Here is a 15,644-nt window from a genome sequence, read left to right as displayed (position 1 = left end):
ACCCGCGGTGATCCGCCGGCCTCAGTCGGCGCCTGCTCCGGACGTGCCGGACTCCAGCAGCCGGCCGCCGTCCCAGACGACGCCCACCTGCCGGTAGTACGCGGCGATCGGTTCGCGGACCTCCAGCCGGGCCAGCTCCTCGGTGGGTGCCTCGAACAACGCCAACTCCGCCTCGCCCACCCAGGGTTGGCCGCCCTCGAAGTCGGCCGCGCCCGTCTCGATCAGCTCGTCGAGTGCCAGCCCCTTGCCCTTCTCGACAGAGGGGAGCCAGCGGTGATGGGCCATGGGATGCGCGTTGACGAACCCGTTCGTCCCGGCCGGCTCCCGCAGGGTCACCACGGTCTCGGCGAGCCGCCGGTCGGCCGCCGCGAGGGTCGCCCCGAAGCGCGCCCCCGCCTCGATGCGGGGTGCGGGACCGTAGGGGTGCGGTCGCGTCTGGTGGATGGAGCCGAGCTTCTTCGGGTAGCCCTGGTGCAGGCCGCGCGCGATGGCGAAGTCCTTGTCGACCCAGATGTACACGCACCGCGAGTACGTCCGGCCCCGGAACGAGCACCGCACGACCGCGAACGCCTCCTTGTACTGTGCGCGCACGGGGTCGAGCAGTTCGTCCCCCGGCTGCGAGCAGGACTGCCAGTCGGCCCAGATCAGCGCGACCGCGCCCGGGTCCTCGTCGGCCAACTCCAGTGGTTCGGGCAGCAGTTCACGGACCCGTGCGGGATCGGTGCGGTACTCGACGGTGAGCAGGTCGCCCGAGTAGCGCCAGGGCGGCGCGGGGATCAGCGACGACGATCCGGTCGCGGTCTTGGGGTGGAGGTAACCACGGACGCTGGCCATGACGTTGGTTCCTTACGCGGTGGGGGCGGGCTGCTGGAGGAGCGCGGCGCGGTAGCGGGCGGCCCGCGCGGCCGTGGTGGGAGCGCCGAGCGCGACGACGCCGACGAGCAGGTCCTCGTGGTGGTAGCCGACGATGACGTCCCCGGCCGGGTCGCCGTCCAGGACCCGGACGTCGTCGAGGCCGAGCAGGGGCGAGCCGAAGGACTGCAACCGGAAGTCGTGCTGGTCGCTCCAGAAGGTGGGCAGTGGCGCGAAGGCCGCCAACTCCGCCCGGGCGCCGGTGAGATGGGCGACGAGGGCGCGGGCCGCGTGCTTGGCGCTGTCGGTCGGGATGGACCAGTGCTCGACCCGGCGCGGCACCCCGTCGTAGCGGGCGTTCGGGAAGCGGGCCACGTCGCCGACCGCGACGACGGACGGCAGTCCCCCGACCCGCAGCAGCGCGTCGGTGAGCACGCCGTCGCTCAGGTCGAGGCCGTTGCCCTCCAGCCACTCGGTGTTGGCGAGCGAACCGACCGACTCCACCACCACGTCGGCGGCCAGGACGGTGCCGTCGCTCAGTACGACACCCGTCACCCGGTCGTCGCCCTCGAAACCGGCGACCCCGGTGCCGAGCGCGAAGCGCACCCCGCGCTGTTCGTGCCGCCGCAGCAGCGCACCGGCGAGCAGTCGGCCGAGCGGCCCCACCATGGGCAGCGGCAGCGGATCGACCACGGTCACCTCGGTCACGCCGAGGCCCATGGCGGTGGCGGCCACCTCGCAGCCGATGAACCCGGCGCCGACGACGACCACGCGCACCCCCGGCCGGGTCAGTTCGGCGCGCAGGCCCTGGGCGTCGGCGAGGGTGCGCACGGTGTGGCGGCCGGTGAGCGGTCCGGGGCAGCGCAGCCGCCGGGGGCGCATTCCGGTGGCGACGACGAGACCGTCGTAGGGGAGCGGCGAGCCGTCGTCGAGGGTGAGGACGCGTTCGGTGAGGTCGGACGTGACGGCCTTGCGGCCGAGCCGCCACTCGACGTCGGCGGCGCTCGCCTTGGGGGTGAACGCGAGGGAGGCGAAGGACGCCTTGCCGGCGAGGACGTCCTTGGAGAGCGGGGGCCGGTTGTAGGGCATGTGCGGTTCGTCGCCGACGACCGTCACGGACCCGGTCCAGCCCGCGGTCCGCAGCTGTTCGGCGGCGCGCAGGCCGCCCATCGAGGCGCCGACGACGACCACGCTTCCGCCGGTCATCACTCCTCGATCCGGATGGCCTGGAGCGGGCAGACGTCCGCGGCTTCCTCGACCTCGTCGCGCAGGGCGTCGTCGGGGTCGGGGACGTAGCCGAGGTGTCCGTCGGCGTCCAGGTGGAAGACGTCGGGGGCGGCGAAGACGCACTGGCCGTGGTCCTGGCACTTGTTCATGTCGACGACGACCTTCATGGCCGGTCCTCCTGGGGTGAGGGCGTCGGAGAGGTGGTGGGAAGAGGGGCCCGGCGCGATGGCCGGGCCCCCGGCCAAAGGGGCTCGAAGACCGGCCCCTGACTCGTTTGGCTTCAAACAAGATAGGAAGCGGCGGGGGTGGGGTCAATACCTATCCGGATGGATAATTTTATTGCCGTCGCCTCTTGCGGGACGCGTGGACCGCTCCTACCGTTTGGCGTCAAACAGCGTTGCCGGGGTCGCCCGTGACCATCACGTCCGGGCCCCTCATTCCCCCGCCGCCCGCCTCCGGACCCCGAACCGGAGGTGCCCCACCGTCCGCCCGAGGAGACAACGGTGAGCGTTCAAGACATCCCGGAGGTCCGCCGCCACATGGAGCGACTCGCCGCCGACGGCATCGACGTGGTCCGCGTGACCTACCCCGACCTCATCGGCACCGACCGCGCACGCGACGTCCTGCTGGAGGAGCTGCCCCGGGCCGTGGAACACGGACTCGCCTTCTGCCGCGCCGTCTACCACACCAGCCCGCAGGGCGACGTCGTTCCGGTCCGCGGCGGCCTGGACGCCGGCCTGCCCGACATCTGCGTCCGCCCCGACCTCGACACCCTGCTGCCGCTCCCCTGGGAACCCGGCGTGGCCACCTGCCTCGGCGAGGTCGTGGACCCGGCGACCGGGGAACCGGCCCCCGAGTCGCCCCGCGACCTGCTCAAGTCCGTCCTCGCCCGGTGCGCGGAACACGGACTGCGGCCCGTCGTCGGACCGGAGCTGGAGTACTTCCTGTGCGAACGCGACCTCGCCGCGGGCTGGCGCCGCTACGCGTCCGACCCCGGTGTCGTCTACACGGCCGGGCTGCGCGCCGACCCCGACAACCACCTCCTGCGCACCCTGCGACAGGTCCGCGACCTCAACATCGGCGTGCTCAGCGGCAACCACGAGTTCGACGGCGGACAGTTCGAGATCAACCTGGTCCACTCCGAGGCCATGTCGGCCGCCGACCGGGCCTTCCGCTTCAAGGCGGCGATCAAGGAACTCGCCCGCAAGGAGGGCAGACTCGCCACCTTCATGGCGAAGCCGTTCAACGACGCCGGAGGATCCGGCTTCCACCTCCACCTGTCCGGCGACGACACCGAGGGCCGCAACGCCTTCGACGACCCGTCCGGCGCCTACGGCCTCTCGGCCACCGCACGGCACTCCGTCGCCGGAGTGATGGCCCACGCGCCCGCCCTCGCCGCGCTGCTCAACCCGACCGTCAACTCCTATAAACGCTTCGGACCCGACACCCTCGCACCCTGGCTGATCGACTGGGGCCTCGACAACCGCAGCGCCATGGTCCGCATCCCGCCCGAACGCGGCTCCGGGGCCCGGCTCGAACTGCGGCTCGGCGACGCCAGCGCCAACCCCTACCTCGCCATCGCCGGCACGATCGCCGCCGCCCTGCTCGGCGTGACGGCCGGCGAGGAACCGCCCGGCCCGCTGGAGGGCTACGGCTACGACCCGGCCCGCTCCGCCGTGCTGCCCGGCACCCTGGCCGAGGCCCTCGACGCGCTGGAGGCGGACACCGCCCTCGCGGAGATGCTCGGCAAGGACTTCACCCAGTCCTTCCTCTCCTACAAGCGGAACGAGGTCGAGCGCTTCCAACGGCACGTCACCGACTGGGAGTTCACCGAGTACGCCTACCACCTGTGACCCGCCGTACCACCCCGAGGAGCCACCGATGACCGAGACCGCACTGACCGCCGCGGCGAACGAACCACTGCCCCTCGCCGACGTCGACCTCGCGAACCTCGACAACTTCACCGACGGCGTGACCCCGTGGCGCATGTTCCACACGCTGCGCCACGAGGAGCCCGTCCACTGGCAGCCCGAGGAGGCCCCCAACTCCGGCTTCTGGTCGGTGACCCGGCACGCCGACATCGCCCGCGTCGACCGCGATGCCGAGACGTTCACCTCCACCCGGTTCGTCAACCTGGAGGAGGTCGACGACGACCAGATCAAGAAACGCGCCTCCATCCTGGAGCTCGACGGCGTCCGGCACCGGGCGCTGCGCAGCCTGATCCAGCGGCAGTTCGGGGCCGGGGTGATCAACAGCTACGCGGACTTCCTGCGCGGTCTGACCGCGCAGACCCTCGACGCGGCCCTGGCCAAGGGCAGCTTCGACTTCGTGAAGGAGATCTCCGCCGACTTCCCCATCAACGTGCTCGCCCGGCTGCTGGACGTCCCGCCGGAGGACAACCAGCAACTCATCGACTGGGGCAACCGGATCATCGGCAACACGGACCCGGACTACGCCGACGTCCTCCTGCACAGCGAGGAGAGCGAGAAGTACCGCGACCTGCCGTTCCGTTCCCCCGCCTCACTCGAAGTCTTCGCGTACGGAAGGGAGTTGGCCCGGCAGCGGCGTGGCGGCGACGGCACGGACCTGGTCTCCAAGCTGGTCAACACCGCCCCGCGCGACGGTGTCCCGCTCTCCACGCAGGACTTCGACAACTACTTCCTGCTGCTTGTCGTCGCCGGCAACGAGACCACCCGGCACACCATCACCCACTCCATGCTGGCCCTGCTCCAGCACCCCGAACAGCTCGCCCGCCTCAAGGACGACCCCTCCCTGATCCCCACCGCCGTCGAGGAGTTCCTGCGCTGGGCGTCCCCGGTCTACCACTTCCGCCGCACCGCCACCCGCGAGGTCGAACTCGGCGGCAAGCGCATCAAGGAGGGCGACAAGGTCGTCATGTGGTACGCCTCCGGCAACCGTGACGAGGAGGTCTTCACCGACCCCTACGACCTCGACGTGGCCCGGCAGCACAACGACCACGTCACCTTCGGCAAGGGCAGCCCCCATCTGTGCCTGGGCAACCTGCTGGCCCGCACCGAGATCCGCATCATGTTCGAGGAGCTGATCCCGCGCCTCGCGGACATCCGGCTGACCGGCGACGTCCCGCGCGTGCGCTCGAACTTCGTCAACGGCATCAAGAGACTGCCGGTGGAGGTGACCCTCGCCTGAGGCGGAGCCCCGTCCGGCCGCAACGGCCGTGGCGCGAGGGCCGGTTCGCGGACGAACCGGCCCTCGCGTCGGACGGGGTCGAGGGCAGGCCTCAGCAGTAGAGGTTGCTACCGGGGCTGACCCCGAGGATGGAGGTGAACCGGTTGTAGGCGTCGACGCGGCTCTGGACCTGCGCGGGGTTGCGGCCGTCGCACTCCAGGGAGCCGTTGATGGACCGGATGGTCTGGCCGAAGCCCGCGCCGTTCACCATGGCGTTGTGCGGGGTCATGGTGCCCGGTCCCGACTGGGTGTTCCAGTACCACAGGCCGGTCTTCCAGGCGACGGCCGAGTCGTTCTGCACCAGCCAGGGGTTGTTGAGGAGGTCGATGCCCAACGCGTCGCCCGCCGCCTTGTAGTTGAAGTTCCAGGACAGCTGGATGGGGCCGCGTCCGTAGTAGGCGGCCTGTCCGGCCGGGCAGCCGTAGGACTGGCTCGTGTCGCAGTAGTGGGGGTAGTTGGCGGTGTTCTGCTCGACGACGTAGACGAGGCCGCCGGTCTCGTGGTTGACGTTGGCGAGGAAGGCGGCGGCCTCCTGCTTCTTGACCGTGTCGGAGCCGGTCTTGGCGAAGCCGGGGTACGCGGACAGGGCGGCGGTCAGGCCCTGGTAGGTGTAGAAGCCGTTCCGGCTCGGGAACATCTGGTTGAACTGGGCCTCGCTGACGACGAAGCCGGACGGGGTGGTGCCGCCGCCGCTCGCCGGGGCGTTCCACTTCTGGTTGGCGCCGCCGGTGCAGGTCCAGATCTGCAGCCGGGTGCTGTTGGCGGAGTTGTTGCCCGTGACGTCCAGGCACTTGTTGGCCTGCGGGTTGACGATGTCGTTGGCGGAGCTGACGGCCCACTTCTGCGCGGCGGAGCCGTTGCAGTCGTAGAGCTGGACGGCCGTGCCGTCCGCCGTGCCGCCCGAAGTCACGTCCAGACACTTGCCGAGGGCGCGCAGTGTTCCGTCACCGGGGTTGGACCAGGTCTGGGCGCTGGTGCCGTTGCAGTCGTAGAGCTGTACGGCGGTCCCGTTGGCGGTGTTCGCCCCGGCGACGTCGACGCACTTGCCGGCCAGGCCGGTGATCCTGCCGTCCGCCGCACGGGCGGGGGAGACGGTGAACAGGGCGGACAGGGCCGCGGCGAGCAGCATGACGAGGGTCAGTCTGCTCAGAGCCGTGAGTCTGTGGAGACCCGGTATGAAGTGGGGGGTGGACATGGGGCGTTGCTCCTGTGGTCGAGGGGCGGAACAGGCGGTCGTGCTGCTTCGGCCGTCCGGTACGCGAGCCGGGCGGGCCGCACTCGTCAGCCCAGAACCGTCTGGGTGACGACGATGTGTCCGGCGTCCGGGTCGAGGACGCCTCCGAGGCGGCCGAAGGCGCCGTCGGTGAGATCGAGGCACTTCGGTTCCTGCGGGGTCTGGGCGAAGGTCCCGCGGTCGTTGATCCGCACGGTCAGGGAGCGGCCGTTGGCGACATTGGTGACCTGGACCCGGGTGCCGAAGGGCAGTTGGGGCTGGCGCGAGAGCGAAGTGGCCGCCGTGTCCGCGTTGTTGTCGAAGACCTCGCCGCTGGCGGTGAGGGCACCGGCGGGCTGGGGGCCGTAGTGCGTGGCCCAGCACTGCTCCCCGGACGGTTGCGCGGGGGCGTTCCACTTCTGGTTGCTTCCTCCGGTGCAGGTCCAGATCTGGATGCGGGCCCCGTTGGCGGAGGAGTTGTCGGAGACGTCGAGGCACTTGTTCGCGGCCGGGTTGACGATGTCGTGCGCGGCGGTGACGGTCCAGCGCTGGTTCGCTGCGCCGGTGCAGGTCCACAGCTGGATCCTGGCGCCGTCGGCGGTCGAGTTGCCGGTGACGTCGAGGCATTTGCCCAGCGCGCGCACGCTGTTGTCGGTGCCGACGGTCCACTGCTGGGCGCCGGTGCCGTTGCAGTCGTAGAGCTGGACCGGTGTGCCGTCGGCGGAGTCGGCTCCGGCGACGTCGAGGCACTTTCCGGCGAGGCCGGTGATGGAGCCGGTCGCGGCGGCGGCCGGTGTCGCGGTGGGGAGGCCGATCAGCAGGGCGAGCAGCGCGAGGACGGGCGTGCTGCGCAACGCGAGGCGGGGGAGGGGGGAACGACTGGCCATGGGGGTGGCGGGCCCTTTCGAGCGGTTCGGCGCGCACGGAAGAGGGCGCCGGTCTCAACTGGGCGCGTGCCGATAGGAGTTGACCACTCGAAAGTAAAAGTCTAGACCAATAAGGTCAAGGTGTGTGCATGACAGTTGTGGCGGGAGTCCTCAACGCGTCCGGGTGCGGGGGAAGTTGATGAATGGGGGCCTCCGTCCGGACCAACTCTGACTCCAGGAAAGCGAGTTGTCACCGGAGCCCACCGTAGGCGGCCATGATGATCTCCATGCCGCGGTTGTCCTCCTGCCGCTCCCGGTCGATCATCTGGTTCATCACGTAGGCCACCGTCATCCGCGCGTCGGGGTCGCTCACCACCAGCGAGCCGCCCCATCCGCCCCAGCCGAAGGCGTTGCCGAACTTCCCGAAGCCCACGGTCCAGGCCATCGGGGTCCGCAGCACCCGGTCCTCGCCGCGGAACACCTCCTGCCACGCGGGCGCGCAGCCCTCGGGGGACAGCAGCCGCACGCCACCGGCGGAACCCCGGTTCGCCAGGACCGACTGGACGAGCGCCACGGACCGGGCGTTGCCGAAGCCGTTCACCGCGGGGATCTGCGCACGGCGCCAGGCAAGGGAGTTGGCATCCCGGACCCGGACCGCGACACCGTCGTACTCCTGTCGGGTGCCGTCCGGTCCGGGCGGTGCGACGGCGGTGTGGTCCTCGGTCAGTGACGGTGGCGGGATGAGCGGTGCGACGCGGTGGTCGTCGTCCGGGGAGAGCCCGATGTGGAAGTCCGCACCCAGTGGTCCGGCGACCTCCTCGGCGAAGAAGTCGCCCAGGCTGCGGCCGGTGACGCGGCGGACGATCTCACCGATCAGGAACCCGAAGGTAAGCCCGTGGTACCCGGCGGCGGTGCCCGGTTCCCATGCCGGGGTCTGCGCGGCCAGCGCCGCCGTCACGCCCTCCCAGCCGTAGAGGTCCTCCACCGTCGTCGCCCCGGACAGGTCCGGCAGCCCCGCGGTGTGGGACAGCGCATGGCGTACGAGCAGACGCTCCTTGCCCGCCACCGCGAACCCGGGCCAGTAGTCGGCGACGGGTGCGGACAGGTCGAGCAGGCCACGGTCGGCCAGGACGAGGGCGCACAGGGCGGTCATGTTCTTGGTCGTCGAGTTCACGCACACGAGGGTGTCGCGCTCCCAGCGGGCACTGCGGTCCGCGTCGGCGTACCCGCCCCAGAGGTCCACCACCGGTTCGCCGTCGAGACGGACGGCGACCGAGGCGCCCACGTCGTCCTTGCCGAGCGACGCTTCGAGAGCCGCCTCGACCGCGGCGAACCGCGGCTCGCACCACCCCTTGAGATCAGTCATGTGCGCAAGCCTCGGGCAGGGCCGAGGACCGCGGCCCGACAATTCCCGTACGGCTTCTGTCGGGCCGGGCGCGGATGAACCACCCGCACCATCACCTACCTACCTTCCTAGGGACGGACCCACGTGCTGGAGCGGCTGAACGAGGCGCTGAACCATCTGGAGGCCGGTCTCGACCGCGAGGTCGACGTGACCGAGGCGGCCCGGATCGCCGCGGTCTCGGAGTACCACTTCCGGCGGTTGTTCTCCGCTCTCGCCGGGATGCCTCTCCCCGTCTACGTGCGGCGCCGGAGGATGACGCTCGCCGCTGCCGAGGTGCTGGCCGGTGAACGCACCCTTCTCGACATCGCGGTGCGGTACGGCTACGGCTCGGGCGAGGCCTTCGCCCGCGCCTTCCGGTCGGTGCACGGCATCGGGCCGGGCGAGGCCCGGCGCACGGGCGCGTTGCTCACGGCCCAGCCACGCATGTCCTTCCGTGTCGTCGTCGAGGGAAGCACGACCATGCGGTACCGGATCCTGGAGAAGGAGGCGTTCAGGGTCGTCGGCAGGAAGGCCCGGGTCCCGCTCGTCCACGAGGGGCTCAACCAGGCCGCCGCCGCGCACCTGGAAAGCCTCGACGAGCGGACGATCGTACGGATGAAGGAACTGGCCGACCGGGAACCGGAAGGAATCCTGTCGGCGGCGGTGTACCTGACCGGCGGACGGGAGGAGGGCGACGAGGCGGACTACTGGATCGGCGTGGCCACCGGTCCGCGGACGGTCGCCGCGGACCTCGACGCCCTCGACGTGCCGGCCGGGACCTGGGCTGTCTTCGACAGCGACGGCCCCTATCCGACCGCGCTCCAGGAACTGTGGCGGGACGTGTTCACCCAGTGGTTCCCCTCGAACCCGTACACGAGCAGACCCGGTCCCGAACTCCTGCGGACGCGGCCGGTGGAGCTCGGCGCGGAGACCCGCTCCCAGCTGTGGATCCCGGTCGAGCGGAGCAGGGGCGCCGCCGACGTGTGACGCAGACCACGACGCGCGTCGCCCGATCTTGGAATGCGTGAGCGCCTGCCACCGCTGAAACGGTTGTAGACCTTCTCTGCCCTCAGGGGCGCATCGGGCAACGGTGGCCGGCGCGACAGGCTACAGAAACAGGGCGAACGGGACGTACGACAGTCATCCCCGCTTCACCCGCGTCCGCACGCAGACCACCGCCCGCGAAAGGTACTCGCGCTCCATGCCACTGGCCCTGCTGGCCCTTGCCCTCGTCGCGTTCGGAATCGGTACGACCGAATTCGCCACGATGGGACTCCTGCCCCAGATCGCCGACGGAGTCGGTGTGTCCGTGCCGCACGCCGGCAACCTAGTCTCCGCCTACGCGCTCGGTGTCGTTGTCGGGGCGCCCGTCCTGACCGGCATCGGGGCGCGCATCGCCCACAAACGGCTGCTGCTCCTGCTGTCCGCACTGTTCGTGATCGGCAACGTCGCCTCCGCTCTCGCCCCCAACTTCGGCCTGCTGTTCGCCGCCCGGTTCCTGGCGGGCCTGCCCCACGGAGCCCTGTTCGGCGTGGGAGCCGTCGTCGCCTCCCGGCTGGTCGCCCCCGAACGAGCCGGGCGGGCCGTGTCGAGGATGTTCCTCGGCCTCACCGTCGCCAACATCGTCGGGGTCCCGGCCGGCACCGCCCTCGGACAGCAGCTCGGCTGGCGGTACGCCTACTGCGCGGTCGCCGTCATCGGCCTGGTCGCGCTCGCCGCGCTGGCCGTGTTCGTCCCCCATCAGCCCCGCACCGGCCAGGCCGGCATCCGGCACGAACTGCGGGCGATGGGCAACCGGCAGGTCGCCCTCGGCCTGGCCACCGCCGTCGTCGGATTCGGCGGCTTCTTCGCCGTCTACAGCTATCTGGTGCCGATCCTGACCCATGTGACCGGCATGGCCGACTCCTCCACCACCTGGGTGCTCGCCCTCTACGGCATCGGAATGACGCTCGGCACCCTGATAGCGGGCCCGCTCACCGACCGGGCCCTGCGGCCGACGCTGTACGGCGGTCTCTTCCTGCTCGGCGCGGCGCTCGTGGCCTTCTACTTCACCGTCCACAGCACCGTCCCCGCCCTGGTGACCCTCGCCTTCATGGGCGCGATGGGCGCCCTGGTCACCACCCCCGTGCAGATGCTGCTCATGGCCAAGGCGAAGAACGCCCCGACGATGGCCGCGGCCTCCAACCACTCCGCCTTCAACCTGGCCAACGCCGGCGGCGCCTGGCTCGGCGGCCTGGCCATCTCCGCCGGGTGGGGCTGGGCCTCACCGGCCCTGGTCGGCGCGACGCTCGCCGCGGCCGGTCTCGGCCTCGCCCTCTTCGCGGGCTTCACCGACCGGGACACCGGCAGCTCCACACTGATCACGTCCTCACCGGCCCAGCACCCGGCGGAGCCGGTGCCTACGAAGTCCCAGGCGCAGACCGGCAGCGAGGCCTGACCTCGCGCCGGACGCCGGCTTCGTCGGACCGGACGGAGCCGGATGCCGGACTCCTGGACCGCGGGCGCTGACGCTCAGGGCGTCCAGACGCGGTCGGCGTAGTCGAGGAAGTTGCGGCCGAGGATCTTCTCGACACGTGCGGAGCGGTAGCCGCGCTTCTCCAGGAGGCGGGCCAGTTCGCGGAACTGGTCGACGCCGCGCAGGTCCACCACGAAGGGGTAGGTGTCGGCCCGTTCGCCCGCCGCGCCGACCCCTGCCGCCCGGCGGGCGGCGACGTGTTCGGCGAGAGCCGCGCGATAGGCGTCGAGATCGTCCACGGCGGTGACGCTGCCGTCGGTGCCGATGCCCACGTGGTCCTCGCCGCAGACGTCGACCGCGTGCACGATGTGGTCGACGACGTCGGCCGCCGTGGCGTGACCGGTCGGGTTGAGGAAGGGCATGAAGTAGATGCCGACGAACCCGCCCCGGTCGGCGACCAGGCGGAGTTCCTCGTCCGTCTTGTTGCGCGGGAGGTCGGCCAGGGCACGGCAGCCGGTGTGGTTGATCGACACGGGCTGCCGGGAGTGCCGGGCCGCGTCCAGGCAGGTGTTCTCCCCGCTGTGGGAGAGGTCGACCATCAGGTGGTGGTCGTTGAGGGCCTCGACGACCTGGTGGCCGAACGGGGTCAGGCCCCGGTTGGCGCCGGCCATGGAGCCGTCGCCGAGGTGGTTGGCCTGGTTGTAGGTGAGCTGGACCACCCGCACCCCCGCCTCCGCGAACCCGGCGACACGGCTCTCGACGAGGGCGGGGTCCTCGCCGACGGCGACGGCGTTCTGGAAGCCGTAGACGACACCGATCCGCCGCTCGTGGTGGGCGCGCCGGATGTCGTCGGCCGTACGGACCTTGAGCAGGTCGGCCGGGTGCGCGTCGAGGATGCCGTCCCAGACCGCGATCTCGTCCAGCGTGTGCTCGTACGGCGGGAGGTCGCCCATGGTGTAGCCGAGGGTGATGTTGACGGCGGTCAGGCCGGAGGCGCGGGCTTCGGCGATCGCGCGCGCGTCGACCGCGAGCTGCGCGCTGTCGGGATTGAGCTGCGTGGCGGCGGCCCGGGCTTCGGGGGTGTTGGGGTTGTCTAGCTGCCCCAGCGCGTTGACGATCATCGGGTGGGCGGCGGTGGTCACTGGCTGTCCTTCTCGAAGTCGGCGCGTGTGTAGCGGTGGCCGCGCTTCACGGTGAGGGTGATGGTGCGCAGGTGGGCGATGTCCCGCAGCGGGTCCTCGTCCAGGACGGCGAAGTTCGCGAGCTTTCCGGCTTCGACGCTGCCCATGTCCGCCTCGGTGCCGGCGGCCCTGGCGCCGATCAGGGTCGCCGCGCGCAGGGCGTCGGCGGTCGACATGCCGCACCGGTCGACGAGGAAGGCGAGTTCGCCGTGGAGGGCGGGGAACGGGTCGCCGGGGTCGGTCTCGAAGTCCGTGCCGGTGCAGACGGCGACTCCGGCGCGATGCGCCTGAGCGGTGACGGCGGCGGCCAACTCGCTGTTGCGGCGGGCCCGTTCGACGGACTCGGCGCTGTCGCCCCGGAGCTCGTCGCTGGTCCACATGGACGCGGTGGCGTCGAGGACCGTGCCCCGGCGGCGCATCTCGGCGAAGAGCGCGGCCAGTCGAGGGTCGTCGCCCGCGGTGAAACGGTCGTGGTCCACCGGGGGCTTGGTCTTGTAGCTGCTCAGCGGCTCGCCGGCGTGCTCGAAGGCGAGCAGGGTGACGTGGGAGACGCTGTCCACGCCCGCGGCGACGACCTCGCCGGGCGCGGCCGGGAACACGGTGGCGTGCGCCCACACGGCGATGCCCTGGCGGTGCGCCTCGGCGGTGACGGCGGCGACGGTCGCGGCGTCCAGGTCGGCGTAGACCTTGATCGCGGCGGCGTGGGTGCCGCGGGCCAGGGCGACGGCGACGGTGAGGTCGGTGTCGGGGGTGACGGCCTGCATCCAGGGGACGGCACCGGGCGTGGCGCCCCGGGAGACCTCGTGGGTGCGCGGGTCGTCGAAGAAGGACGGTCCGGCCATGAGCGCCGCGTAACGGATGTCGGGGCCGGGGATCTCGCCGACCAGGGTGGCCCGGGCGAGGTCGCCGATCTGCCGCAGGTCGTCGGCCATGTCACGGACGGCGGTGACCCCGCTGTGCACCAAGCGGCGGAGGACGGCCTCGGCGACGGGCCGGTCGGGCGGGGTGGCCAGGTGCTGGTGGCTGTCGATCAGGCCGGGGACCACGAACCTTCCGTCGAGGTCCACGCGGGGCGCGTCGGCGGCGAGCGGGGGCAACGGGTCGCCGTCGGCGACGACGGCGTGGATCCGGGCGCCGTCCGTGACGATCGTGGTGTCCGCGCGGGACCGGTCGCCGGTGCCGTCGAAGAGGGTGGCGCCGGGGTAGACCGTGACGGTTCCGGCGGGCGGTGCGGCCCAGGGGGTCGGGGCACCCGGGGGCAGTTCGGTCATGGTCACCTTCGGTCCGCGAGAGCTGTGTTGTTACGCTCTATGCAACATCTGTATCGTGTGATGAAAACGCGGTAACTGTACTCCGCCACCGTCGGATCACCGCAAGGACCCGAACCGGACAGGCCGCCGTGCCCGGACCCCCGGTCCGTGGCCGCACCGCGGACGAAAGGGAAGAACCGCCGCCATGCCCGTCGCCCCCCGTGCCCCGGCACCGCCCCGGTCCGCCGTCGACAAGGCGCTCGACCTGGTCGAGGCCGTCTCGCGCGCACCCCACCCGGTACGGCTGACCGATCTCGCCGCCGAGGTGGACCTGCACCGCGCCACCGCCTACCGGATCCTGCTGGACCTGGTCAGGCGGGGCTGGGTGCTGCGGGCCGGTGACCGCTATCTGCCCGGTGCCGCCGTGCTCCGGATGTCGGCCTCGGCCGCGGGCAACTCGCTGACCGCGCTGGCCCGTCCGGTGCTGGAACGGCTGTCCGCCGCGACCTCGATGATGGTCAACCTCCAGGTGCTGGAGGAGGGCGGCGCCCGGGTGATCGACGTGGTCAGGCCCGAACGGCTGGCCATGATCAGCCACTTGCGGGGCGACCTGCTTCCGGTACGACGGTTCGCCGGGCCGCTGGCCCTGGTCGCCGCCCTCGAACCGGACGCCAGGGCACGGTGGTTGGCCGGACTCGGCGATGAAGCAGCGGACGTGGAAAGGGAGTTGGCCGAGGTGGAACGGACCGGCGTCGCCGTGGAGCGCGGGCGTAACGACAAACTCGTGGCCTCCGTCAGCAGGGCGGTGGTGCCCGACCCCGGCGCTCCGGTGTGCGCCCTGACGGTCGTGGGACCGGTCGCCGAGTTCGACGGACCCGAACTGGCCTCGGTGGAACGGGAGTTGCGCACGGCGGCGGATGAGCTGGGCGCGGCACTGACCGCCGGCACGGCCCCGACGGCCGGTACGGCCCTGATGGCGGGTACGCCTCCGACCGCCGGAACGACCCTGACCGCCGGTAGGACGGAGGCCGGCCGGTGAACGGCCTCCTGGTGCTGGACCGTCGGCAGACGGCCGCCGCCCTGCTGCCCGACGCCGTCCTCGACGCGGTGGGCCGAGCCCTGGTCTCCGTCGCCCGCGACGAGGTCTCCGTACCGCCACGGATCGCCGCACGGACCCCGACCGGCCTGCTCGGCGCGATGCCCGGCTATGTCCCCGGGCTCGGGCCGGCCGCGAAACTGGTGACCGTGACCGCCGACCCACGGCACCCCGGGCGCGGTTTCCACCGGGGGCTGGTGGCACTGTTCGACGAACACGACGGACGGCCGCTGGCGCTCGTGGACGGCGAATCGCTGACCGAGGTCCGCACGGCGGCCGTCGCCACCCGCGGCGCGCTGGCCCTCGCCGCCCGCCCCGGACTCGGCCGGGTGACCGTGGTCGGGACCGGCGCCCAGGCCCGCGCCCAGCTGGCGCTGCTCGCGACGGTGCTGCCGGAGGCCGAGGTCACGGTGGCGGGCCGCGATCCGGTACGGGCCGGTGCGGCGGCAGCGCTCTATCCGGGCGCACGGGTCGCCGCCGGTGTCGAGGAAGCGGTCCGCGAGGCCGATGTGGTGTTCTGCTGCACCGACGCCACCGCGCCCGTCGTCCGACGCGAGTGGCTCGGTCCCGGCGTCCATGTCTCGTCGGTCGGCGGCTCCCACGGCCCCGAACTGGACCCCGGCATCGTCCGGGACGCGGTCCTGTTCGCCGAGTGGACCGGCGCGGCCACCGAACCACCACCGGCGGGCGCGCATGAACTCCAGGATCTCGCCCCCGGCCGGACGGTGACCCTCCTCGGCTCCGTGCTCGACGGAAGCCATCCGGGCCGTGCCGGTGACACCGATGCCCTCACCGTCTTCAAGTCCACCGGCCACGCCGCCCTCGACGTCGCGGCGGTCCGGGTCGCCTACGACGTGGCGCTCGAACGGGGGTGGGGCGTGCGCGTGGACCTGTGAGGGACGGGGCCGGGTGA

At 71.8% G+C, this 15,644-nt stretch carries 14 protein-coding genes; 6 read left to right on the top strand and 8 right to left on the bottom strand.

Features of this window, described 5'->3' with window-relative positions; genetic code table 11:
• Positions 1-21: 21 nt before the first annotated feature.
• The 3 genes from ACIPTO_RS16930 to ACIPTO_RS16920 are packed head-to-tail and all read right to left on the bottom strand — an operon-like array spanning position 22 to position 2,246.
• Positions 22-834: an acetoacetate decarboxylase family protein gene (locus ACIPTO_RS16930; protein WP_401192654.1), complete on the bottom strand. Its 813-nt coding sequence runs from the start codon at positions 832-834 to the stop codon at positions 22-24.
• Positions 835-846: 12 nt separating this feature from the next.
• Positions 847-2,058 carry an NAD(P)/FAD-dependent oxidoreductase gene (locus ACIPTO_RS16925; protein WP_401192652.1) on the bottom strand — a complete coding sequence of 404 codons (1,212 nt, stop codon included), beginning with the start codon at positions 2,056-2,058 and terminating at the stop codon, positions 847-849.
• Positions 2,058-2,246, bottom strand: coding sequence for a ferredoxin (locus ACIPTO_RS16920; RefSeq protein WP_366318047.1), 189 nt, complete (start codon positions 2,244-2,246; stop codon positions 2,058-2,060). The genes ACIPTO_RS16925 and ACIPTO_RS16920 overlap by 1 nt, the downstream gene beginning before the upstream one ends.
• Before the next feature lie 372 nt (positions 2,247-2,618).
• Here ACIPTO_RS16920 and ACIPTO_RS16915 point away from each other — a divergent pair, with 372 nt between their 5' ends.
• Both ACIPTO_RS16915 and ACIPTO_RS16910 read left to right on the top strand, forming a co-directional pair.
• Complete coding sequence (locus ACIPTO_RS16915; RefSeq protein WP_401193637.1) at positions 2,619-3,932, top strand: glutamine synthetase family protein; 1,314 nt, start codon at positions 2,619-2,621, stop codon at positions 3,930-3,932.
• A 28-nt stretch (positions 3,933-3,960) separates the two neighbouring features.
• The gene (locus ACIPTO_RS16910) at positions 3,961-5,247 is read left to right on the top strand and encodes a cytochrome P450 (protein WP_401192650.1); all 1,287 of its coding nucleotides are present in this window, start codon (positions 3,961-3,963) and stop codon (positions 5,245-5,247) included.
• Between the two features lie 91 nt (positions 5,248-5,338).
• Here ACIPTO_RS16910 and ACIPTO_RS16905 read toward each other — a convergent pair whose 3' ends face one another.
• The 3 genes from ACIPTO_RS16905 to ACIPTO_RS16895 form a co-directional block, all read right to left on the bottom strand.
• Positions 5,339-6,415, bottom strand: coding sequence for a glycoside hydrolase family 19 protein (locus ACIPTO_RS16905; RefSeq protein ID WP_401193634.1), 1,077 nt, complete (start codon positions 6,413-6,415; stop codon positions 5,339-5,341).
• 152 nt (positions 6,416-6,567) lie between these two features.
• Positions 6,568-7,386, bottom strand: a complete 819-nt coding sequence (locus ACIPTO_RS16900) for a lectin (RefSeq protein WP_401192648.1) — start codon at positions 7,384-7,386, stop codon at positions 6,568-6,570.
• A 229-nt stretch (positions 7,387-7,615) separates the two neighbouring features.
• On the bottom strand, positions 7,616-8,731 hold the full coding sequence (locus ACIPTO_RS16895; protein ID WP_401192646.1) for a serine hydrolase domain-containing protein: 1,116 nt from the start codon (positions 8,729-8,731) through the stop codon (positions 7,616-7,618).
• A gap of 123 nt (positions 8,732-8,854) precedes the next feature.
• On the opposite strand from ACIPTO_RS16895, the gene ACIPTO_RS16890 reads away from it, so the two are divergent.
• Positions 8,855-9,736 (top strand): GyrI-like domain-containing protein, encoded by an 882-nt coding sequence (locus ACIPTO_RS16890; RefSeq protein WP_401192643.1) that lies wholly within the window; start codon positions 8,855-8,857, stop codon positions 9,734-9,736.
• Between the two features lie 214 nt (positions 9,737-9,950).
• The gene (locus tag ACIPTO_RS16885) at positions 9,951-11,186 is read left to right on the top strand and encodes an MFS transporter (RefSeq protein ID WP_366318054.1); all 1,236 of its coding nucleotides are present in this window, start codon (positions 9,951-9,953) and stop codon (positions 11,184-11,186) included.
• A gap of 74 nt (positions 11,187-11,260) precedes the next feature.
• Here ACIPTO_RS16885 and ACIPTO_RS16880 read toward each other — a convergent pair whose 3' ends face one another.
• The gene (locus tag ACIPTO_RS16880; RefSeq protein ID WP_401192641.1) at positions 11,261-12,346 is read right to left on the bottom strand and encodes a dipeptidase; all 1,086 of its coding nucleotides are present in this window, start codon (positions 12,344-12,346) and stop codon (positions 11,261-11,263) included.
• Positions 12,343-13,656, bottom strand: a complete 1,314-nt coding sequence (locus ACIPTO_RS16875) for an amidohydrolase family protein (protein WP_401192638.1) — start codon at positions 13,654-13,656, stop codon at positions 12,343-12,345. Before ACIPTO_RS16875 ends, ACIPTO_RS16880 begins: the two co-directional genes overlap by 4 nt.
• A gap of 184 nt (positions 13,657-13,840) precedes the next feature.
• Here ACIPTO_RS16875 and ACIPTO_RS16870 point away from each other — a divergent pair, with 184 nt between their 5' ends.
• Together ACIPTO_RS16870 and ACIPTO_RS16865 are read left to right on the top strand one after the other, a co-directional pair.
• Entirely contained in the window at positions 13,841-14,674 is an 834-nt protein-coding gene (locus ACIPTO_RS16870) for an IclR family transcriptional regulator (protein ID WP_401192636.1), read from the top strand.
• Positions 14,671-15,627 carry an ornithine cyclodeaminase family protein gene (locus ACIPTO_RS16865; RefSeq protein ID WP_401192634.1) on the top strand — a complete coding sequence of 319 codons (957 nt, stop codon included), beginning with the start codon at positions 14,671-14,673 and terminating at the stop codon, positions 15,625-15,627. Before ACIPTO_RS16870 ends, ACIPTO_RS16865 begins: the two co-directional genes overlap by 4 nt.
• The last annotated feature ends 17 nt before the right edge of the window (positions 15,628-15,644 follow it).

This window comes from Streptomyces sp. NPDC090083 (genome assembly GCF_044747445.1).
Taxonomy (GTDB): domain Bacteria; phylum Actinomycetota; class Actinomycetes; order Streptomycetales; family Streptomycetaceae; genus Streptomyces.
The sequence above is the reverse complement of the archived record's forward strand: the minus strand, read 5'-3'. Positions and strand labels throughout refer to the sequence as shown.

Excerpts from the sequence above, each read along its gene's own strand:
- ACIPTO_RS16930 (WP_401192654.1), bottom strand. The coding sequence starts at position 834 with ATGGCCAGCGTCCGTGGTTACCTCCACCCCAAGACCGCGACCGGATCG.
- ACIPTO_RS16925 (WP_401192652.1), bottom strand. The coding sequence starts at position 2,058 with ATGACCGGCGGAAGCGTGGTCGTCGTCGGCGCCTCGATGGGCGGCCTG.
- ACIPTO_RS16920 (WP_366318047.1), bottom strand. The coding sequence starts at position 2,246 with ATGAAGGTCGTCGTCGACATGAACAAGTGCCAGGACCACGGCCAGTGC.
- ACIPTO_RS16915 (WP_401193637.1), top strand. The coding sequence starts at position 2,619 with ATGGAGCGACTCGCCGCCGACGGCATCGACGTGGTCCGCGTGACCTAC.
- ACIPTO_RS16910 (WP_401192650.1), top strand. The coding sequence starts at position 3,961 with ATGACCGAGACCGCACTGACCGCCGCGGCGAACGAACCACTGCCCCTC.
- ACIPTO_RS16905 (WP_401193634.1), bottom strand. The coding sequence starts at position 6,415 with ATGCTGCTCGCCGCGGCCCTGTCCGCCCTGTTCACCGTCTCCCCCGCC.
- ACIPTO_RS16900 (WP_401192648.1), bottom strand. The coding sequence starts at position 7,386 with ATGGCCAGTCGTTCCCCCCTCCCCCGCCTCGCGTTGCGCAGCACGCCC.
- ACIPTO_RS16895 (WP_401192646.1), bottom strand. The coding sequence starts at position 8,731 with ATGACTGATCTCAAGGGGTGGTGCGAGCCGCGGTTCGCCGCGGTCGAG.
- ACIPTO_RS16885 (WP_366318054.1), top strand. The coding sequence starts at position 9,951 with ATGCCACTGGCCCTGCTGGCCCTTGCCCTCGTCGCGTTCGGAATCGGT.
- ACIPTO_RS16875 (WP_401192638.1), bottom strand. The coding sequence starts at position 13,656 with ATGACCGAACTGCCCCCGGGTGCCCCGACCCCCTGGGCCGCACCGCCC.
- ACIPTO_RS16870 (WP_401192636.1), top strand. The coding sequence starts at position 13,841 with ATGCCCGTCGCCCCCCGTGCCCCGGCACCGCCCCGGTCCGCCGTCGAC.